Origin of the sequence: Pleurocapsa minor HA4230-MV1, from assembly GCA_019359095.1 — a bacterium.
In the GTDB taxonomy this organism is placed as follows: domain Bacteria; phylum Cyanobacteriota; class Cyanobacteriia; order Cyanobacteriales; family Xenococcaceae; genus Waterburya; species Waterburya minor.
Window position 1 is genome coordinate 272,345 of the sequence record JAHHHZ010000036.1, and the last position, 16,005, is coordinate 288,349.

Annotated in this window: 15 protein-coding genes; 11 read left to right on the plus strand and 4 right to left on the minus strand. The window is 39.9% G+C overall.

The window, feature by feature from the left end; all coding sequences use genetic code 11:
• The first annotated feature begins 275 nt into the window (after window positions 1-275).
• The 7 genes from psaA to KME09_25240 all read left to right on the plus strand — a co-directional run bounded on the left by psaA (window position 276) and on the right by KME09_25240 (window position 8,289).
• Window positions 276-2,606, plus strand: coding sequence for a photosystem I core protein PsaA (psaA, locus tag KME09_25210; GenBank protein MBW4537239.1), 2,331 nt, complete (start codon window positions 276-278; stop codon window positions 2,604-2,606).
• A gap of 112 nt (window positions 2,607-2,718) precedes the next feature.
• The gene (psaB, locus tag KME09_25215) at window positions 2,719-4,950 is read left to right on the plus strand and encodes a photosystem I core protein PsaB (GenBank protein MBW4537240.1); all 2,232 of its coding nucleotides are present in this window, start codon (window positions 2,719-2,721) and stop codon (window positions 4,948-4,950) included.
• Window positions 4,951-5,098: 148 nt separating this feature from the next.
• On the plus strand, window positions 5,099-5,668 hold the full coding sequence (locus tag KME09_25220; protein ID MBW4537241.1) for a photosystem I reaction center subunit XI: 570 nt from the start codon (window positions 5,099-5,101) through the stop codon (window positions 5,666-5,668).
• Window positions 5,669-5,890: 222 nt separating this feature from the next.
• Window positions 5,891-6,022, plus strand: a complete 132-nt coding sequence (locus KME09_25225) for a photosystem I reaction center subunit VIII (GenBank protein MBW4537242.1) — start codon at window positions 5,891-5,893, stop codon at window positions 6,020-6,022.
• Between the two features lie 30 nt (window positions 6,023-6,052).
• Window positions 6,053-6,532: a Photosystem I reaction center subunit III gene (locus KME09_25230; protein ID MBW4537243.1), complete on the plus strand. Its 480-nt coding sequence runs from the start codon at window positions 6,053-6,055 to the stop codon at window positions 6,530-6,532.
• A 43-nt stretch (window positions 6,533-6,575) separates the two neighbouring features.
• Window positions 6,576-6,716: a photosystem I reaction center subunit IX gene (locus KME09_25235; GenBank protein MBW4537244.1), complete on the plus strand. Its 141-nt coding sequence runs from the start codon at window positions 6,576-6,578 to the stop codon at window positions 6,714-6,716.
• A gap of 391 nt (window positions 6,717-7,107) precedes the next feature.
• The gene (locus KME09_25240; protein ID MBW4537245.1) at window positions 7,108-8,289 is read left to right on the plus strand and encodes an aldo/keto reductase; all 1,182 of its coding nucleotides are present in this window, start codon (window positions 7,108-7,110) and stop codon (window positions 8,287-8,289) included.
• A 115-nt stretch (window positions 8,290-8,404) separates the two neighbouring features.
• On the opposite strand, the gene KME09_25245 is transcribed toward KME09_25240, so the two are convergent.
• Entirely contained in the window at window positions 8,405-8,698 is a 294-nt protein-coding gene (locus KME09_25245; GenBank protein ID MBW4537246.1) for a hypothetical protein, read from the minus strand.
• Window positions 8,699-8,813: 115 nt separating this feature from the next.
• Window positions 8,814-9,029, minus strand: a complete 216-nt coding sequence (locus tag KME09_25250) for a hypothetical protein (protein MBW4537247.1) — start codon at window positions 9,027-9,029, stop codon at window positions 8,814-8,816.
• Between the two features lie 304 nt (window positions 9,030-9,333).
• Here KME09_25250 and KME09_25255 point away from each other — a divergent pair, with 304 nt between their 5' ends.
• On the plus strand, window positions 9,334-10,794 hold the full coding sequence (locus KME09_25255) for an insulinase family protein (protein ID MBW4537248.1): 1,461 nt from the start codon (window positions 9,334-9,336) through the stop codon (window positions 10,792-10,794).
• Window positions 10,795-10,877: 83 nt separating this feature from the next.
• Here the strand turns inward: KME09_25255 and KME09_25260 are convergent, their stop codons facing one another.
• Both KME09_25260 and KME09_25265 read right to left on the minus strand, forming a co-directional pair.
• Window positions 10,878-12,251: an NAD(P)/FAD-dependent oxidoreductase gene (locus tag KME09_25260; GenBank protein MBW4537249.1), complete on the minus strand. Its 1,374-nt coding sequence runs from the start codon at window positions 12,249-12,251 to the stop codon at window positions 10,878-10,880.
• Between the two features lie 338 nt (window positions 12,252-12,589).
• Window positions 12,590-13,141 (minus strand): DUF2808 domain-containing protein, encoded by a 552-nt coding sequence (locus KME09_25265; protein ID MBW4537250.1) that lies wholly within the window; start codon window positions 13,139-13,141, stop codon window positions 12,590-12,592.
• A 124-nt stretch (window positions 13,142-13,265) separates the two neighbouring features.
• On the opposite strand from KME09_25265, the gene KME09_25270 reads away from it, so the two are divergent.
• The 3 genes from KME09_25270 to KME09_25280 all read left to right on the plus strand — a co-directional run bounded on the left by KME09_25270 (window position 13,266) and on the right by KME09_25280 (window position 15,832).
• On the plus strand, window positions 13,266-14,060 hold the full coding sequence (locus KME09_25270) for a YdcF family protein (protein ID MBW4537251.1): 795 nt from the start codon (window positions 13,266-13,268) through the stop codon (window positions 14,058-14,060).
• Between the two features lie 176 nt (window positions 14,061-14,236).
• Complete coding sequence (locus KME09_25275; protein ID MBW4537252.1) at window positions 14,237-14,986, plus strand: type IV pilin-like G/H family protein; 750 nt, start codon at window positions 14,237-14,239, stop codon at window positions 14,984-14,986.
• Between the two features lie 27 nt (window positions 14,987-15,013).
• Window positions 15,014-15,832: a type IV pilin-like G/H family protein gene (locus tag KME09_25280; GenBank protein ID MBW4537253.1), complete on the plus strand. Its 819-nt coding sequence runs from the start codon at window positions 15,014-15,016 to the stop codon at window positions 15,830-15,832.
• Window positions 15,833-16,005: the final 173 nt, after the last annotated feature.

Consider the following 16,005-nt stretch of genomic DNA (forward strand, 5'->3'; position numbering starts at 1 on the left):
ATAATTAAATAATCAATATCCAAAATACATTCAATTGTCCTTGGTCATTTGTAATTGCTATTAAACAACGAATGACTAATGATTAATTACCATTGGCGACAAGTTCAGCTTAATTATTTTTAGCCTACAGATTAAGTCTAATTTGATTGCAATCACTTTTTAAAGAGTCTTAGTCTATCAAAAATATTTCCCCAGCTAATGGCTAATAACTAATAGCTGATAGCTATAAACCGAACTTGTCATGAATTACTAATGACTAATAAAGGAGAATATAAATGACAATTAGCCCTTCCGAATCGGAGCAAAAGGCGAAAGTTGTCGTAGATACTAATCCCGTACCTACTTCTTTGGAAAAGTGGGCAAACCCAGGGCATTTTGACCGTACTTTGTCGAGAGGGCCTAAAACTACTACTTGGATTTGGAATCTACACGCTAACGCTCATGATTTTGACACTCACACTAGCGACTTAGAAGATATTTCGCGCAAAATATTTTCGGCACACTTTGGACATTTAGCGGTAGTTTTTGTTTGGCTGAGTGGGATGTACTTTCACGGTGCCAAGTTTTCTAACTATACCGCTTGGTTAGCAAACCCGACTAACATCAAACCCAGCGCGCAGGTAGTTTGGCCGATCTTTGGTCAAGATATTCTCAACGGCGATATGGGTGGTGGTTTTCATGGAATCCAGATCACTTCTGGTTTATTTCAACTCTGGCGTGCTGCTGGTTTTACCAATGAGTTCCAGCTTTATTGTACTGCGATCGGCGGTTTGGTAATGGCTGCTCTGATGATCTTTGCTGGCTGGTTTCATTATCACGTCCGCGCCCCGAAACTAGAATGGTTTCAGAATGTTGAGTCGATGATGAATCATCACTTAGCTGGCTTGCTAGGTTTGGGTTCACTGGGCTGGGCGGGACACCAAATTCATGTGGCATTACCAATTAATAAACTCTTGGATGCAGGAATTGCGCCTGAAGATATCCCTCTACCTCATGAATTTATTGATGCTAGTAAGATGGCGGAACTTTATCCTAGTTTTGCCGAAGGATTACGACCTTTCTTTACCTTAAATTGGGGAGTCTATTCTGATTTTCTAACTTTTAAAGGCGGTTTGAATCCTGTTACGGGTGGCTTGTGGTTATCCGATACCGCCCATCACCATCTAGCACTAGCAGTAGTCTTAATCATTGCAGGGCATATGTACCGTACCAATTGGGGTATCGGTCATAGCATGAAGGAAATACTAGAAGCTCATAAAGGGCCATTTACAGGTCAAGGACATAAAGGTCTGTATGAAATTCTAACTACTTCCTGGCACGCTCAACTAGCGATCAATCTAGCAATGTTAGGCTCTCTGAGCATTATCGTGGCGCATCATATGTATGCAATGCCACCCTATCCCTATTTGGCGACGGACTATGCGACCAGCCTATCTTTATTTACCCATCATGTTTGGATTGGCGGATTTCTGATTGTCGGTGCTGCTGCTCATGCTGCGATCTTTATGGTGCGGGATTATGACCCAGCCGAAAACGTCAACAACTTATTAGATCGAGTGCTTCGTCACCGCGATACGATTATTTCTCATTTGGTTTGGGTATGTCAGTTTTTAGGCTTCCACAGCTTTGCTATCTATTGTCATAACGATACGATGCGGGCTTTTGGTCGTCCCCAAGATATGTTTTCCGATACGGGAATTCAGTTACAACCAGTCTTTGCTCAGTGGATTCAACACATCCATACTATGGCGGTTGGTAATTCCGCTTTGGAAGCTGCTCAACCGTTAGGGAATGTCTTTGGTGGTTTAAATAATATTGTCTTAGGAGGATTGGGAACTACTGCACCTGGTTTGAGTGAACCTGTCAGTTATGCCTTTGGTGGCGGAGTGTTAGCTGTAGGCGGTAAGGTAGCAATGATGCCGATTACCTTGGGTACGGCAGACTTTTTGATTCATCACATCCATGCTTTTACCATTCACGTTACGGTGTTGGTACTGCTCAAAGGCGTGTTGTATGCTCGCAGTTCTCGTTTAATTCCCGATAAAGCAAATTTGGGTTTCCGCTTTCCCTGTGATGGGCCAGGACGAGGAGGTACTTGTCAGGTATCAGCCTGGGATCATGTTTTTCTCGGTCTGTTTTGGATGTATAACTCCCTATCAATCGTTATTTTCCACTTCTTCTGGAAGATGCAGTCCGATGTTTGGGGGCTAGTAGACGCAGACGGAACGATCAATCACATTACCGCTGGAAATTTTGCCACCAGCTCGATTACCAATAACGGTTGGCTACGAGACTTTCTTTGGGCGCAAGCTTCCCAAGTAATTACTTCCTACAATAGTTCGCTTTCTGCTTACGGCATCATGTTTTTAGCAGGACACTTTGTCTTTGCTTTTAGCCTCATGTTCTTGTTTAGTGGTCGTGGCTATTGGCAAGAACTGATCGAATCAATTGTTTGGGCGCACAACAAGCTCAAAATTACTCCTGCTATTCAACCCCGCGCCCTTAGTATTACTCAAGGTCGGGCTGTTGGAGTGGCTCATTACCTACTAGGGGGAATTGTCACCACCTGGGCATTCTTCTTAGCAAGGATGACAGCACTCGGTTAGATATTTGTCCTTTGTTATCAGGTAGGGGCGATTCTCCTTCGGAGATGCTACGCAAACGCGAATCGCCCCTACTACGAAATTAATCATAATCTTCAAAAATTAAGCAACTATTATGGCTACTAAATTTCCTAAATTTAGCCAAGACCTTGCTCAAGATCCAACTACCCGACGTATTTGGTACGGAATTGCCACAGCGCATGATTTTGAACTACATGACGGTATGAATGAAGAGAATCTTTATCAAAAGATTTTTGCTTCTCACTTTGGTCATATTGCCATTATCTTTCTGTGGACATCGGGACTACTATTTCATGTGGCTTGGCAAGGCAACTTTGAACAATGGATTCAAGATCCCCTCAATATTTCGCCCATAGCTCACGCTATTTGGGATCCGCAATTTGGCCCTGGGGCGGTTGAAGCTTTTACCCAAGCTGGTGCTTCTAATCCTGTTAATATTTGCTATTCAGGTGTTTATCACTGGTGGTATACCATCGGGATGCGCTCTAATAATGAGCTATACATGGGATCGATATTTCTCATGTTCCTGGCAACAGTCATGTTATTTGCTGGGTGGCTACATCTACAGCCTAAATTCCGTCCCAGTTTAGCTTGGTTTAAAAATGCTGAGTCCCGACTCAATCACCATTTAGCTGGTCTATTTGGTGTTAGTTCCTTAGCTTGGGCTGGTCACTTAATCCACGTCGCAATTCCCGAATCTCGCGGACAACACGTAGGTTGGAATAACTTTTTAAGTACCCCACCTCATCCCGCAGGTCTAGGAGCATTCTTTAGTGGTAATTGGGGCGCATATGCCCAAAATCCCGATACTCCAGGACATATCTTTGGTACTTCGGAAGGTGCTGGAACAGCCATTTTGACCTTTTTAGGTGGTTTCCATCCCCAAACCGAGTCTTTGTGGCTGACAGATATGGCTCATCACCATCTGGCGATCGCCGTTATTTTTATTATTGCAGGACATATGTACCGTACTAATTTCGGTATTGGTCACAATATCAAAGAGATGACAGAAGCTTTAGCTGGCCCTGGTTGGGATGGTTTCTTTATTGCCCCCAGGACTGGTCGGGGACATAAAGGTATTTACGACACTTACAATAATTCACTGCATTTTCAATTGGGCTGGCATTTGGCTTGTCTAGGGGTAATTACCTCTTTAGTAGCACAGCATATGTATTCGATGCCTCCCTATGCTTTTATTGCCAAAGATTTTACTACCACTGCTGCCTTGTATACCCATCATCAGTATATTGCTGGCTTCCTAATGGTTGGTGCATTCGCTCATGGGGCAATATTTTTAATACGAGATTACGACCCAGAATTGAATCGGGATAATGTCTTAGCCAGAGTATTAGATCACAAAGAGGCAATTATCTCTCACCTCAGTTGGGTATCTTTGTTCCTCGGTTTTCATACTCTTGCCTTATATGTCCATAATGATGTGGAGGTAGCTTTTGGGGCAGCCGAAAAGCAAATTTTAATCGAGCCTGTATTTGCGCAATGGATTCAAGCAGTTCATGGTAAAGCACTATACGGTCTCAGCACCTTACTTTCTAATCCTGATAGTATTGCTTCTACTGCTTGGCCTAATCATGCTAATGTCTGGCTACCTGGTTGGTTAGAGGCGATTAACAACGGTACTAATTCGCTGTTTCTCACGATTGGCCCTGGAGATTTCTTAGTTCATCATGCGATCGCTTTAGGTCTTCATGTTACTACTTTAATCTTAGTTAAAGGTGCATTGGATGCCCGTGGCTCTAAATTAATGCCCGACAAAAAAGACTTTGGCTATGCTTTCCCCTGTGATGGCCCTGGACGAGGAGGTACTTGCGATATCTCAGCTTGGGATTCTTTCTATCTAGCTACCTTCTGGATGCTCAATACTTTGGGTTGGATTACCTTTTACTGGCACTGGAAACATCTGGCAGTTTGGCAGGGTAATGTCGCCCAGTTTAATGAAGGTTCTACCTATCTAATGGGATGGTTTAGAGACTATCTTTGGGGAAATTCTGCCCAGTTAATCAATGGTTACAATCCTTACGGAACAAATAATTTAGCCATCTGGGCTTGGATCTTCCTCTTCGGACACCTAGTCTGGGCGGTTAGCTTTATGTTCTTGATCACCTGGCGCGGTTATTGGCAAGAGCTAATCGAAACCCTAATGTGGGCGCATGAACACACTCCATTATCCTTTGGTTATCCCAAAGATAAGCCTGTCGCGCTGTCGATTGTACAAGCTCGCTTGGTAGGATTGACCCATTTTGCGGTTGGCTACATTGCCACCTATGGAGCATTTTTGATTGCTTCGACAGCGGGTAAATTTGGTTAGCACATATAACCCAAAGAGCTTAGAACTTATAGCTCTTTGATCGAGTTTGGGGGATTCTCCTCTCCCAAAATAGACCATACCCGATCGCAAACAGGGCATACGGTCGGGTTTCCTCACAATTTATTACTAAATAATTTAATTAAACAAAATGACTCAAACAAAAACCCCTGATTTTTCCCAAGCCTATGCTGAAGAAGAATTAATCAAACCCTATAAAGGCGATCCTTGCTGGGGTAATCTATCTACTCCAGTTAATGACTCAGATTTAGTCAAATTATTTATTCACAACTTACCCGCCTATCGTGAAGGCTTAAGTCCTTTTATGCGCGGATTAGAAATTGGTATGGCTCATGGTTACTTCTTAATTGGCCCTGAAATTGTGGTTGGGCCATTGCGCGAAACTAGTCACGGCGCAAATCTCAGTGGAGTCATTACCGCTATTTATATTACCGCTTCGGCAGTTTTAGGTATTTCTATTTTTGCCCTTGCCACTTTTCAAGGTGATCCTAGAGGTGCTTATAATTCTAATTCTCAAGACGCTCTTAGACCTCTGAGAAAAAAAGAAGACTGGTTTCAACTTGGTGGTGGAATATTTTTGGGTGCAATGGGAGGTGCGGTATTTGCCTACGCTTTGCTCGAAAACTTTGACGATTTAGATGCAATTTTACGGGGAGCAGTTAATGTTAGTCAACATCTAACTCCTTGGATTTGGGGATAGTAATTAGGTAGGAGGTAATAGGTAGTAGGTAATGGGTAATAGGTAATAGGTAATAGGTAATGGGTAATAGGTAATAGGTAATAGGTAATAGGTAATAGGTAATAGGTAATAGGTAATAGGTAATAGGTAATAGGTAATAGGTAATAGGTAATAGGTGACAACTAATAACTAACAACTAACAACTAAATAACAAAGAGGATTATTATGACAGACATGACACAAATGACAGGCTCTTATGCGGTTTCTTGGTTGCCTTGGATTTTTATTCCCTTGATTACTTATATTCTTCCTTTTCCTGTATTCGCGCTCTTATTTCTTTGGATTGAAAAAGAAGGAGCAGAAAAAGAAGTTTAAAGTTCCAATTAAATTACTAATAGTAAAACAATGAAGATCAAAATCTTAGCTCTAATTTTAGCGATCGCCCTTTGGTTTGGTACTCCACAGACCGCGACCGCAAATGGCATTTTAGTCAAGTGTAAAGACTCCCCTGCTTATAGGGAGAAGGTTGCTAGTTATCCTAATAACTATTACTTTAACGAACCCGATCGCGCTTATTCTGAATATCTATCCTGTGGTGAAGATGGCTTACCTCATTTAGTTATTAGTTTCCGAAATGCTGTTGATATTGCGATCGCTTTTAGTATCTTTTTCTATATTGCAGGTTTCATTGGTTGGTCGGGACGTGCTTATTTACAAAAAATTTCTCAGCAAAAATCCCAAGAACAGTCAGAAATATTTATCGATTTATCTCTAGCAATTCCATCTTTAATCCAAGGTTTACTTTGGCCTGTCTTGGCAGTCAAAGAATTAACCAGTGGACAATTGACTGCTCAAGAGAATGAGATTTATGTTTCACCTCGATAGTTTAATTGACTTCAAAGCAACACACAAACCTAATTAAAAAGTCATGCAATATTTCATCAAATATTTAACCAGCGCACCCGTCGCAGCTACTCTTGTCTTAGTCATAGTCGCGATTATTTTTATCGAATTAAATTATTTTTTTCCTGGATTACAATATGGAACCTATTTTCATGCTTTGCCATAAGTGAAGTCCAATTAAATAGGAGAACGAAAAAAAGTAGGGGAGAACATACTCCCTAAAATTTTAGAGCAGTGCGATCTCGAAGAGATCCACTTCGCGGTGCGCATCTCACAATTAATCCATCTAAAACTCTTGGAGGTGAAATTAAAAGAAGTCATTACAAGCAAAGCAATATCGATCAATGATGCAAACTGCTGGTCGAGCATCTATGTTTAAATGTTTGAGAATCTGTAACTCTACATCCATTGCCCTCTCTACCTTACAACCAACAACAACTTTTTTGATTGTAGTTTAATTCTCGGAAAGTGACAAAAAAGGGTTGCAGCTTATAGCTTATAGCTTTTAGCTTAAAATGTAGAGATTAGGAATATAAATAACTAACAGTAGTTTGATTATGCAATATCGTCGCTTTGGTCGCACAGAGTTACAGATGCCCGTTTTTTCCTGTGGAGGAATGAGATATCAATATAAGTGGCAAGATCTTCCTCAGTCTGACATCCCCGCAGCCAACCAGCGTAATTTAGAAGCCACTATTCGTCGTTCATGGGAACTGGGAATTAATCATATTGAAACTGCTAGGGGTTATGGTACTTCGGAGATGCAGCTAGGACAGATTTTACCTCAGCTACCAAGAGAACAACTAATCTTCCAAACCAAAGTCTCTCCCCAAAGCGATCCTGTAGATTTTCGTCGCCAATTTAAACAGTCTCTCAACTTCTGCCAGCTAGATTATGTCGATCTGTTAGGCATCCACGGCATCAATAATGAAGAAACTTTCCACGATAGTATGCGCCCTGGTGGATGTCTCGATGAAGCTAAAAAACTGAAGGCATCAGGAAAAGTAAGACACATCGGTTTTTCAACCCACGGCTCAACGGAAATTATTACCAAAGCGATCGCCACAGGGGAGTTTGACTATGTAAATCTGCACTGGTACTACATCAATCAGTGGAACTGGTCAGCCATTGAAGCAGCCCAAGATCAGGATATGGGTGTATTTATTATCTCTCCCGCTGATAAAGGAGGACATCTTTATAATCCGCCACCAAAACTAGTGGAATTATGCCAGCCTCTTAGTCCAATGGTGTTCAATAACTTATTTTGCTTATCTCATCCTCAAGTTCATACCCTTAGCTTAGGTGCAGCTAAACCTTCAGATTTTGATGAACACCTCAAAGTCTTACCTCTGCTAGACAAAGCAGACGAGATCTTACCCCCAATTTTAGAGCGTTTGGAACAAGAAGCGATCGCCGTACTGGGTAAAGACTGGTTTAGTAATTGGAAAGTCGGGCTACCTAACTACGAGCAAACTCCTGGCAATGTTAATCTACCCGTAATTCTTTGGCTGCGTAATTTAGCTTTGGCTTACGACATGATTGAATATGGTCAGGCTCGTTATAACCTTTTAACTAATGGTGGTCATTGGTTTCCTGGCGCAAAAGCCGATCAAGTAGCTCAGCTAAATCTCCAAGCCTGTTTAACGAATAGTCCTTATGCCGAAAAGATTCCCGATTTATTAATGGAAACCGACAGGCTACTTGGTGGCGCACCTGTTCAACGTCTTTCTCAAAGTTGAATGTTGAATAATAGGCGATTAACTATCGGCACACAGAATAGCGATCGCACATTCTTAATAGTGATGCTACTTGAGAAGAAGATCAAAATTTATTAATGTAACGTTATACAGCGTTTTACAGTTTAGGACGAACTTCAAAAGCAAGTTGTGAACGGTAAAAACAAACATCGAATTCCCAAAAAAAATTCATCCGACCCAGTAGTAAGGGAGCATCATCAGACAAGCTCCATGCAAAAACTAATTGCACTGGATCAAAATTGCTAATCTGTGCAGAAACGAGTAAACCTCTCGCCTCAACCGCAGCTAAATTGCCAGCGAGAGTCACAGAAACTGTTTGTTCTTCCCATACCGCACCAAGCTGAAGTCCGACGCTGAAAGGTAGGACGTTAACACTTGCGCCTGTATCCAAAAGGGCTGAAACCTCCACCGCTGAACCCCGGTATGTCAGGGAAAGCGGTAGTTGAGGCAAGGCATCGGAAACACCGAAAGTATCAAACCCTTCCACAAAGTTGAATCGCTGGGCATTATGCATTGTGTGCCCTTTGATCCGATTTGAGAAGTTGGCTGAGTTTGTGAGCCGCTTCGTGAGAATTGAGAGGCGACCAAAGGGAATATGTTGCTCCAGCTTGAAGCGTCGGCTCTTCTTCTTGCGCTAGCTCTGCAATCAGAAATTGCATGACTTTCAATTTTTCCGCACGCGGTAGCCCTCTTAGCGTTGGGAATAGGTCTGCTGTAGTCATAGGACAAAAAAAATAAGTAACTTCTCTATTTTCTCATAACCACCCCAACATCATAATTTTCTAATTTTCCTGCCAGAAGAGTTAATTATTTGCGTTTCTCCATGAACACGAACGACAATGTTCCGTAGATCCTCGTGGTGGAATTATTCGCCGCCATTATCTCCAGATGTCTTTGATTAGCTACGCGATCGCCCTAAACTAAAAACTAGCTTAAAGACAATGCGATACTTGCTATTGTTACTTCAGGATATTTAACGACTGCCCATATACAATAGAAAGGCTTCTTTCGCTATAGATATAATAAATGAGTAAAAAAATACTTTCTTGGTTAGGGCTGGCATTATTTACAGTTTTATTATCATTCACTGTGCGGTCAAATGCGATCGCCGATACTCCCAAACATTATACAGATTTAGAATTTGAGCCTCTACCAGAAATTGAGCTACCTGACTATCAAAGATACGAACTAGATAACGGGATGGTGGTCTATCTGGTGGAAGATCGAGATTTACCTTTGGTTAGCGGTACGGCAATTATTCGGACTGGTTCGCGCTTTGAACCTGATAATAAAGTCGGTCTAGCTAAGTTGACGGGAACAGTAATGCGCAGTGGCGGTACAGAAAACCATCCCGCAGCCGAGTTAAATACAATCTTGGAGCAAAAAGCTGCTAGCATCGAAACTAGTATCGAAGATAGTTTTGGTAGTGCTAATTTTAGTACCCTCACCGAAGATTTAGAGACGGTATTTCCTTTATTTACCGAAGTGTTGCGTCAACCAGCCTTTACTCCTCAGCAATTGGCGATCGCTAAAAATCAACAGCAGGGTTCAATTGCCCGCCGTAACGACGATCCTGCTGCAATTGCCGAGCGTGAATTTAATAAAGTTCTTTATGGTAAAACTAGTCCCTATGCTCGCACGATTGAGTATGACACCCTCAATAATATCTCTCGCCAAGATGCGATCGATTTTTATCAAACTTATGTTCGTCCTGAAAATATAATTTTGGGTATTGTCGGCGATTTTACGAGCGATCAGATGATCGAACGAGTAGAGAATGCTTTTGGTGATTGGCAGGTAGATACTCCCACAGTAGCTTTAGAAGCACCAGCAGCAACTCAACAATATAAGCAAGGAATCTTTGCGATAGAGCGTCCTCAACAGACTCAAAGCAACATTCTCTTGGGTCATATTGGCGGTCGGTTTGATAGTCCTGACTATCCAACTCTCAGTGTTTTAAATGGTGTTCTCAACGGGTTTGGTGGACGGTTATTTAACCAAGTGCGATCGCGTCAGGGTCTGGCATATAGTGTTTATGGTGCTTGGAGTCCTAACTACGACTATGACGGGATGTTTATTGCGGGAGGGCAAACTCAAACCAATAGTACCGTTCCTTTTATTCAATCAGTAATCAACGAGATTAAAAAGTTGCGTAACGAGCTAGTTACAGAGCAAGAGCTGGCAAATGCTAAGGAGTCAATACTTAATTCTTTTGTGTTTAACTTCCAAAATCCCAGCCAAACTATATCTCGACTAATGCGTTACGAATATTTTGATTACCCTGAAGATTTTATTTTTAAATATCAGGATGAAGTTCAAAATACAACCAGAGAAGATATCTTAGAAGTTGCTCAGGAATACCTACAGCCCGATCGGCTAGTGACTCTAGTTGTGGGTAATGTTAAAGCGATGAATCCTCCTCTAAGTAATTTAGAGCAAGAAGTTAGCCTGGTTGATGTTTCTATTCCCCAACCAGCCAAAAGTTAATCTAAATTGCTTTGGTATGGGCGAACATTAAGGGCGAACAGCCGTTCGCCCCTACTACATCATATTAACCATCTGTATTCATGTTATGCAGACACTGATACTGGCTCTGGTTTTGACTCAGGCGCAGATTTTTTGTCCTCTTGGGGACTCTCAATTTCTAACTGTAAAGAAGGATTGATGGTAATTAAACGCGCTCCTCTTCCTTGAGTAAAATAATTCCAAGCCCACTGAATCATCACGATCAGCTTGTTATCAAACTCGATCAGGTAGTAGATATGAGCAAACACCCAAATAATCCAGGCGATAAAGCCAGAGAATCGAGCAAAATTGAGATCGACCACGGCTTTGTTTTGACCAATTACCGCCATGCTACCTAGATCTTGATAGCTAAAGGGTTTAACCTTAACGCCAATTACTCTTTTAGCAATTAAATCCGCTACATATTCTCCTTCCTTCATCGCCACAGGGGCAACTCCAGGCAAAGGACGTCCTTGATGGGGGAAGTTAGCTAGATCGCCAATAACAAACACATCAGGATAGGCTTTGATGCTCAAGTCAGACTCAACCACAACTCTACCAGCACGGTCTAATTCTGCTCCTGTGCGATCTGCCAACACTTTACCCATAAACGATGCTCTTACTCCCGCAGCCCAAAGAATTGTATGGGCATTGACGGTTTGGGTTGTTTCACCTTGACGATAGGTTACAGAATTATCAGCAATGTTGGTAACTAAAGTCTTGGTTTGAACATCTACACCTAATTTTTCCAAGGATTTCTGGGCTTGGACGGAACACTCTTCAGGATAGGGTGGCAAAATCCGTTCCATACCTTCAAACAACAACACTTTTGCTTGAGTAGTATCAATGTCGCGAAAGTCATCTTTGACTGATTGATGAGCAATTTCGGCGATCGCTCCAGCTAATTCTACTCCAGTCGGCCCACCACCAACAACTACAAAGGTTAATAACGCTTGACGCTTTTCTGGATCAGGTTCTTTCTCGGCTGCTTCAAACGCTGTAAAGATGCGACGACGCATTTCTAAGGCATCTTCTACGGTTTTTAAGCCTGGAGCGTCATCCTGCCACTGATCGTTGCCGAAGTAGTGATGACTGACACCTGTTGCTACTACCAAAGCATCATAATTTAATGCCTCTCGATTTTCTAAATAAACTTTCTTGGCATCAGGATCGATATCTACAACCTGATCTAATAAAACCTGAGTATTCTTATGCTTGCTCAAGATCACCCGTAAAGGAGAAGCAATATCAGCAGGAGACAAAGTACCTGTCGCCACTTGATACAGCAAAGGTTGAAATAAATGAAAATTACGCTTGTCAATTAAGGTCACTTTAACGGGGGCATCCTTTAAAGATTTAGCTGCATAAAGTCCGCCAAAACCACCGCCGACTATTACTACATGAGGAAGGGCTGTCTGCTCGGTTTGAGTGTTTTTCATAGAAAAAAGAAGGAATTTAGGATTAGTATTAATGCTCTTAATAAACTTGCTTATAGATGAACAACTAGATGAATTGAAAATTCTTTTCTTGCAATTATATACTAATATTAATTTTTGTAAATTAGCATCAAGGATCTATTTTTTTATTTTTGAGATGCATGATTTTTTTTAGGTGTCAATCCTATATTTAGCTTTTTAAAATTGACAATGATGTAGCCAGAACAACAAAATCTCGACATATGTTACGAATCAAACAAATAAAAGTAAGTAATCACTGCAAATAATTATTAGGGACAAGGGAAAATCTCAGCTAGTTGCTAGTTACCAGTTACTCAATGCTAGAAATGATTGTCACTTTTGTTATCAAAATGCAATCTTCCTGCCCCTAAATACATGCCACGAGCTTTTTCTCCTGTAGGGTAAGCTGTGACACCGAATAAATATACTCCACCATAGTCAGGATTACTTTCAGGCTTCAAGCCAATCGTCACGCTGTTACCTGGAGGGATTGGCTGCTCAAGCTCAACTGTAATCTTTTCTGTCGCTTCATCTATTGTAGCGATCGCCTGTACAGGCTCTGCTTTATCGTGATGATTGCCTAAATACACCTCAGTTTCTTCGGGTTCAAATTTAACCTCATCTCCCCCACTGCGTTGCTGGATTACTACCTTTTGTAATGATTCACCAATATCATTTGGTAATTCTAGATCGAAATAATATCTTGCCTGTCTAACTCTAACTCCGTTAAAAGTAGTGTGAGCATCTTTCAACAATAATCCTGCTTCAAAAGAAACCGTGCCGTCAGGAGCTTGAACTCCTTGAGCGGGAAGCTTAATTGTACTACCTAAAGCGATCGCCACTAACCAGTATGTCCACCGATAAAATCTCATAATCCTAGATAATAATAACTAGCAAAAAAATAGGTTTCCCTAGTCATCCTAGCTATTTCAAACTTTTTCAGTACTCCTGTAAAATTAATTTTTGCTTAAACCAAAGCTAATTTATATCAGGCTAATTATGTTTCTGTTTATATCTAAATTACTACCTTTATTTATCTATCCTTTGGGACTATCATGCCTGTTAATCCTGTATGCTTTATGGTTGTCTTACCGACGTTCCCGTAAAGCTTATTTACCGATTTTACTAGCATTAATTATTTTAGCGATCGCGGGTAATATCCAAGTAGGCAACCATCTGATTGCATCTTTAGAAAGAAAATATTTACCCTTAGCAACACCACCCCAAGTAGATGCGATCGTCATTTTAGGCGGTGGTACCAGAAATAATGAATCTCCCCGAATTATGCCCGATTTAAGCGATCGCGGCGATCGTCTATTATATGGAGCAAAACTATATCAGGATGGTGCTGCGCCTAAGATTGTGCTTTCAGGAGGAAGAATTCAATGGTACGGCGGAGAATCGAGCGAGGCAGAAAGTATGGCAACTATTTTAGAATTATTCGGCATTCCGCGTGCTGACATGATCCTAGAATCTCGCTCTTTAAACACTCATGACAATGCAATCTTCACTAAAAAAATTTTACAACGAGAGAAGCTAAAACGAATTTTACTTGTAACCTCGGCTGCACATATGCCCAGAGCGATCGCCATTTTTCATAAAGCAAAGATTGAGGCGATCCCCGCACCAGCGGATTTTATGGTCAGCGATCGCAATTTAATTGAAAGTAGATATAGTAAAGAGTCGCGAATTCTCAGTTTAATTCCCACTTCCGAAAGTCTAGACTTCACCACCCAAGCCTTAAGAGAATATATTGGCATTTTTATTTATCGTCTTAGGGGATGGTTGTAATGACTAATTATTGAATTAGTGATTGAGCAAACAATTTCGTACCATTTTTAAGTATTTTGCCACTTCTTTTTTTGTTCAGGTGTCGTATTGCTATTTTTTTTACTACCATGAATTACTTTTATATTTGATTTGGGTATTATTATTTTAAAGTTTAATAGCAATATAAATTGATCTGTATGTTGATAACAAAATTCAAAATAATTCATTATTTTTTAATTTTATCCATTGCGATATTAAGCACAAAAACAATTTTAGTCAATGCTCAAAATACCACAACAAATATTCAAGAAATAGAAGCCAAAAATTTAATTAATTTACTGGCAAAAACAGAAAAATCTTATTTTAATGAATTAAGACGATTTACTAATAGCTTTAAAGAACTAAATAATTATAATCTAGATGGCTATGATATTTTAAAATTAACACAGTCTAGTGAATCTTATAAATATAAACTTGAGATATTTAACAATGGCAATCTAGTTCAAACAATAGCCACTCCAATTAATAAAATAGGATTAAAAACTTATACAGGAGCATTATCATTTAATAACAATGTCTTGAATTCAATTGTTTGTGAAAGCAAAACTAATCTTCAGGTTATTGTAGGTAAAATTGAATTAGTTAAAGGTCAACTTAATTGCCCTAGAGGATTTAAGATTGTCTTGCAGGATGTAGAAGAAAAAGCAATTAACAACGTTATTCTATTCAATAGCTTACAGCAAGGTTATTTCTTTTTATTTACTAAATTTGCCGAAAATCAAAGCGATCTGGCAAAGCATCAGCCTATTTATCCTGACAATACTTATTATGAGTATGAGATCGATCTTCGAGAAAATGGTAAATTAGCGCAAGTAGTAGCCCAGTCAAAGCTCGACAATTTCAAAAGTTACATTGGTGGAATAGCCTATCTTGATGGTTTTTTTTAATCAGTCGTTTGCGCCAGTGAACAGCCAATTTCAGATATTCGAGAATTAATTACATTAGTAGACGGTGAATTTGCTTGTCCTCTTGGATTTAGAATTGTATTATCTGATGTACAACAACAAGCACGAAATATTGTTGATATTTCAAGAAATCTGCAAAAAATCTTTTTTCTAAAAAATTCAAGTTTTGCTAAAGATAAAAACGATCTGCAATTTTTTCCTTTTTCTATGCCCTTAACCAAATATTATGATTACTCAATCAATATTCTAGAAAATGGTAAATTAGCTGAAACAGTAACTACTCCCAAATCTGATAATTTAAAAAGTTATATCAGTGGCATATTTCATCTCAATGGTTTTTCTTTTCGCTCAATTCTTTGTGTCAGCAAACAATCAACAAAAAATATTTCACAATCTATTAAACTAGTTGACGGTAAATTTGCTTGTCCTACTGGATTTGAAGTTGCACCACATAGAGATGTAGAAAATGAAGCGCAAGAAACTATTAGTAGCATATTATGGCAAAATTATTTCAAGGTTACACAAAATTCTCTCAATAATCAAAATAATTTTGCAGAGCTGATACTCCTTTCAAATACCTATTACAATTACAAAAGCGATCTTCTAGAAGAAGATAAATTATTTCAGGTAATAGCGACTCCGAAGTTTGATACTCTAAAAAGCTATATTAGCGCCCAAAAAGTCAATCTCAATCTTAATGACGGTTTTCAATCAATCGTTTGCGCCAGCGAACAACCAACAAAAGATACTTCAAAATCAATTAAATTAGTTGATGGTAAACTTTATTGTCCTACTAGTTTTGAAATGGTGTTTTCTGAAAATGAATGAAACATCTTAAGTGCTGTGCAGGCAACAAAGTTATTTACTTGAAACCAAAAATTTCGCCAAGTTTATCTAGCAATTCAAGATGAAAATAATAAGTTGTTTATTTGGCTCCAACTCCACCAAAAGTAGTGCCAGTATCTAGCAGTAATAATCCTAATTTAAAATCTACTGTGGCA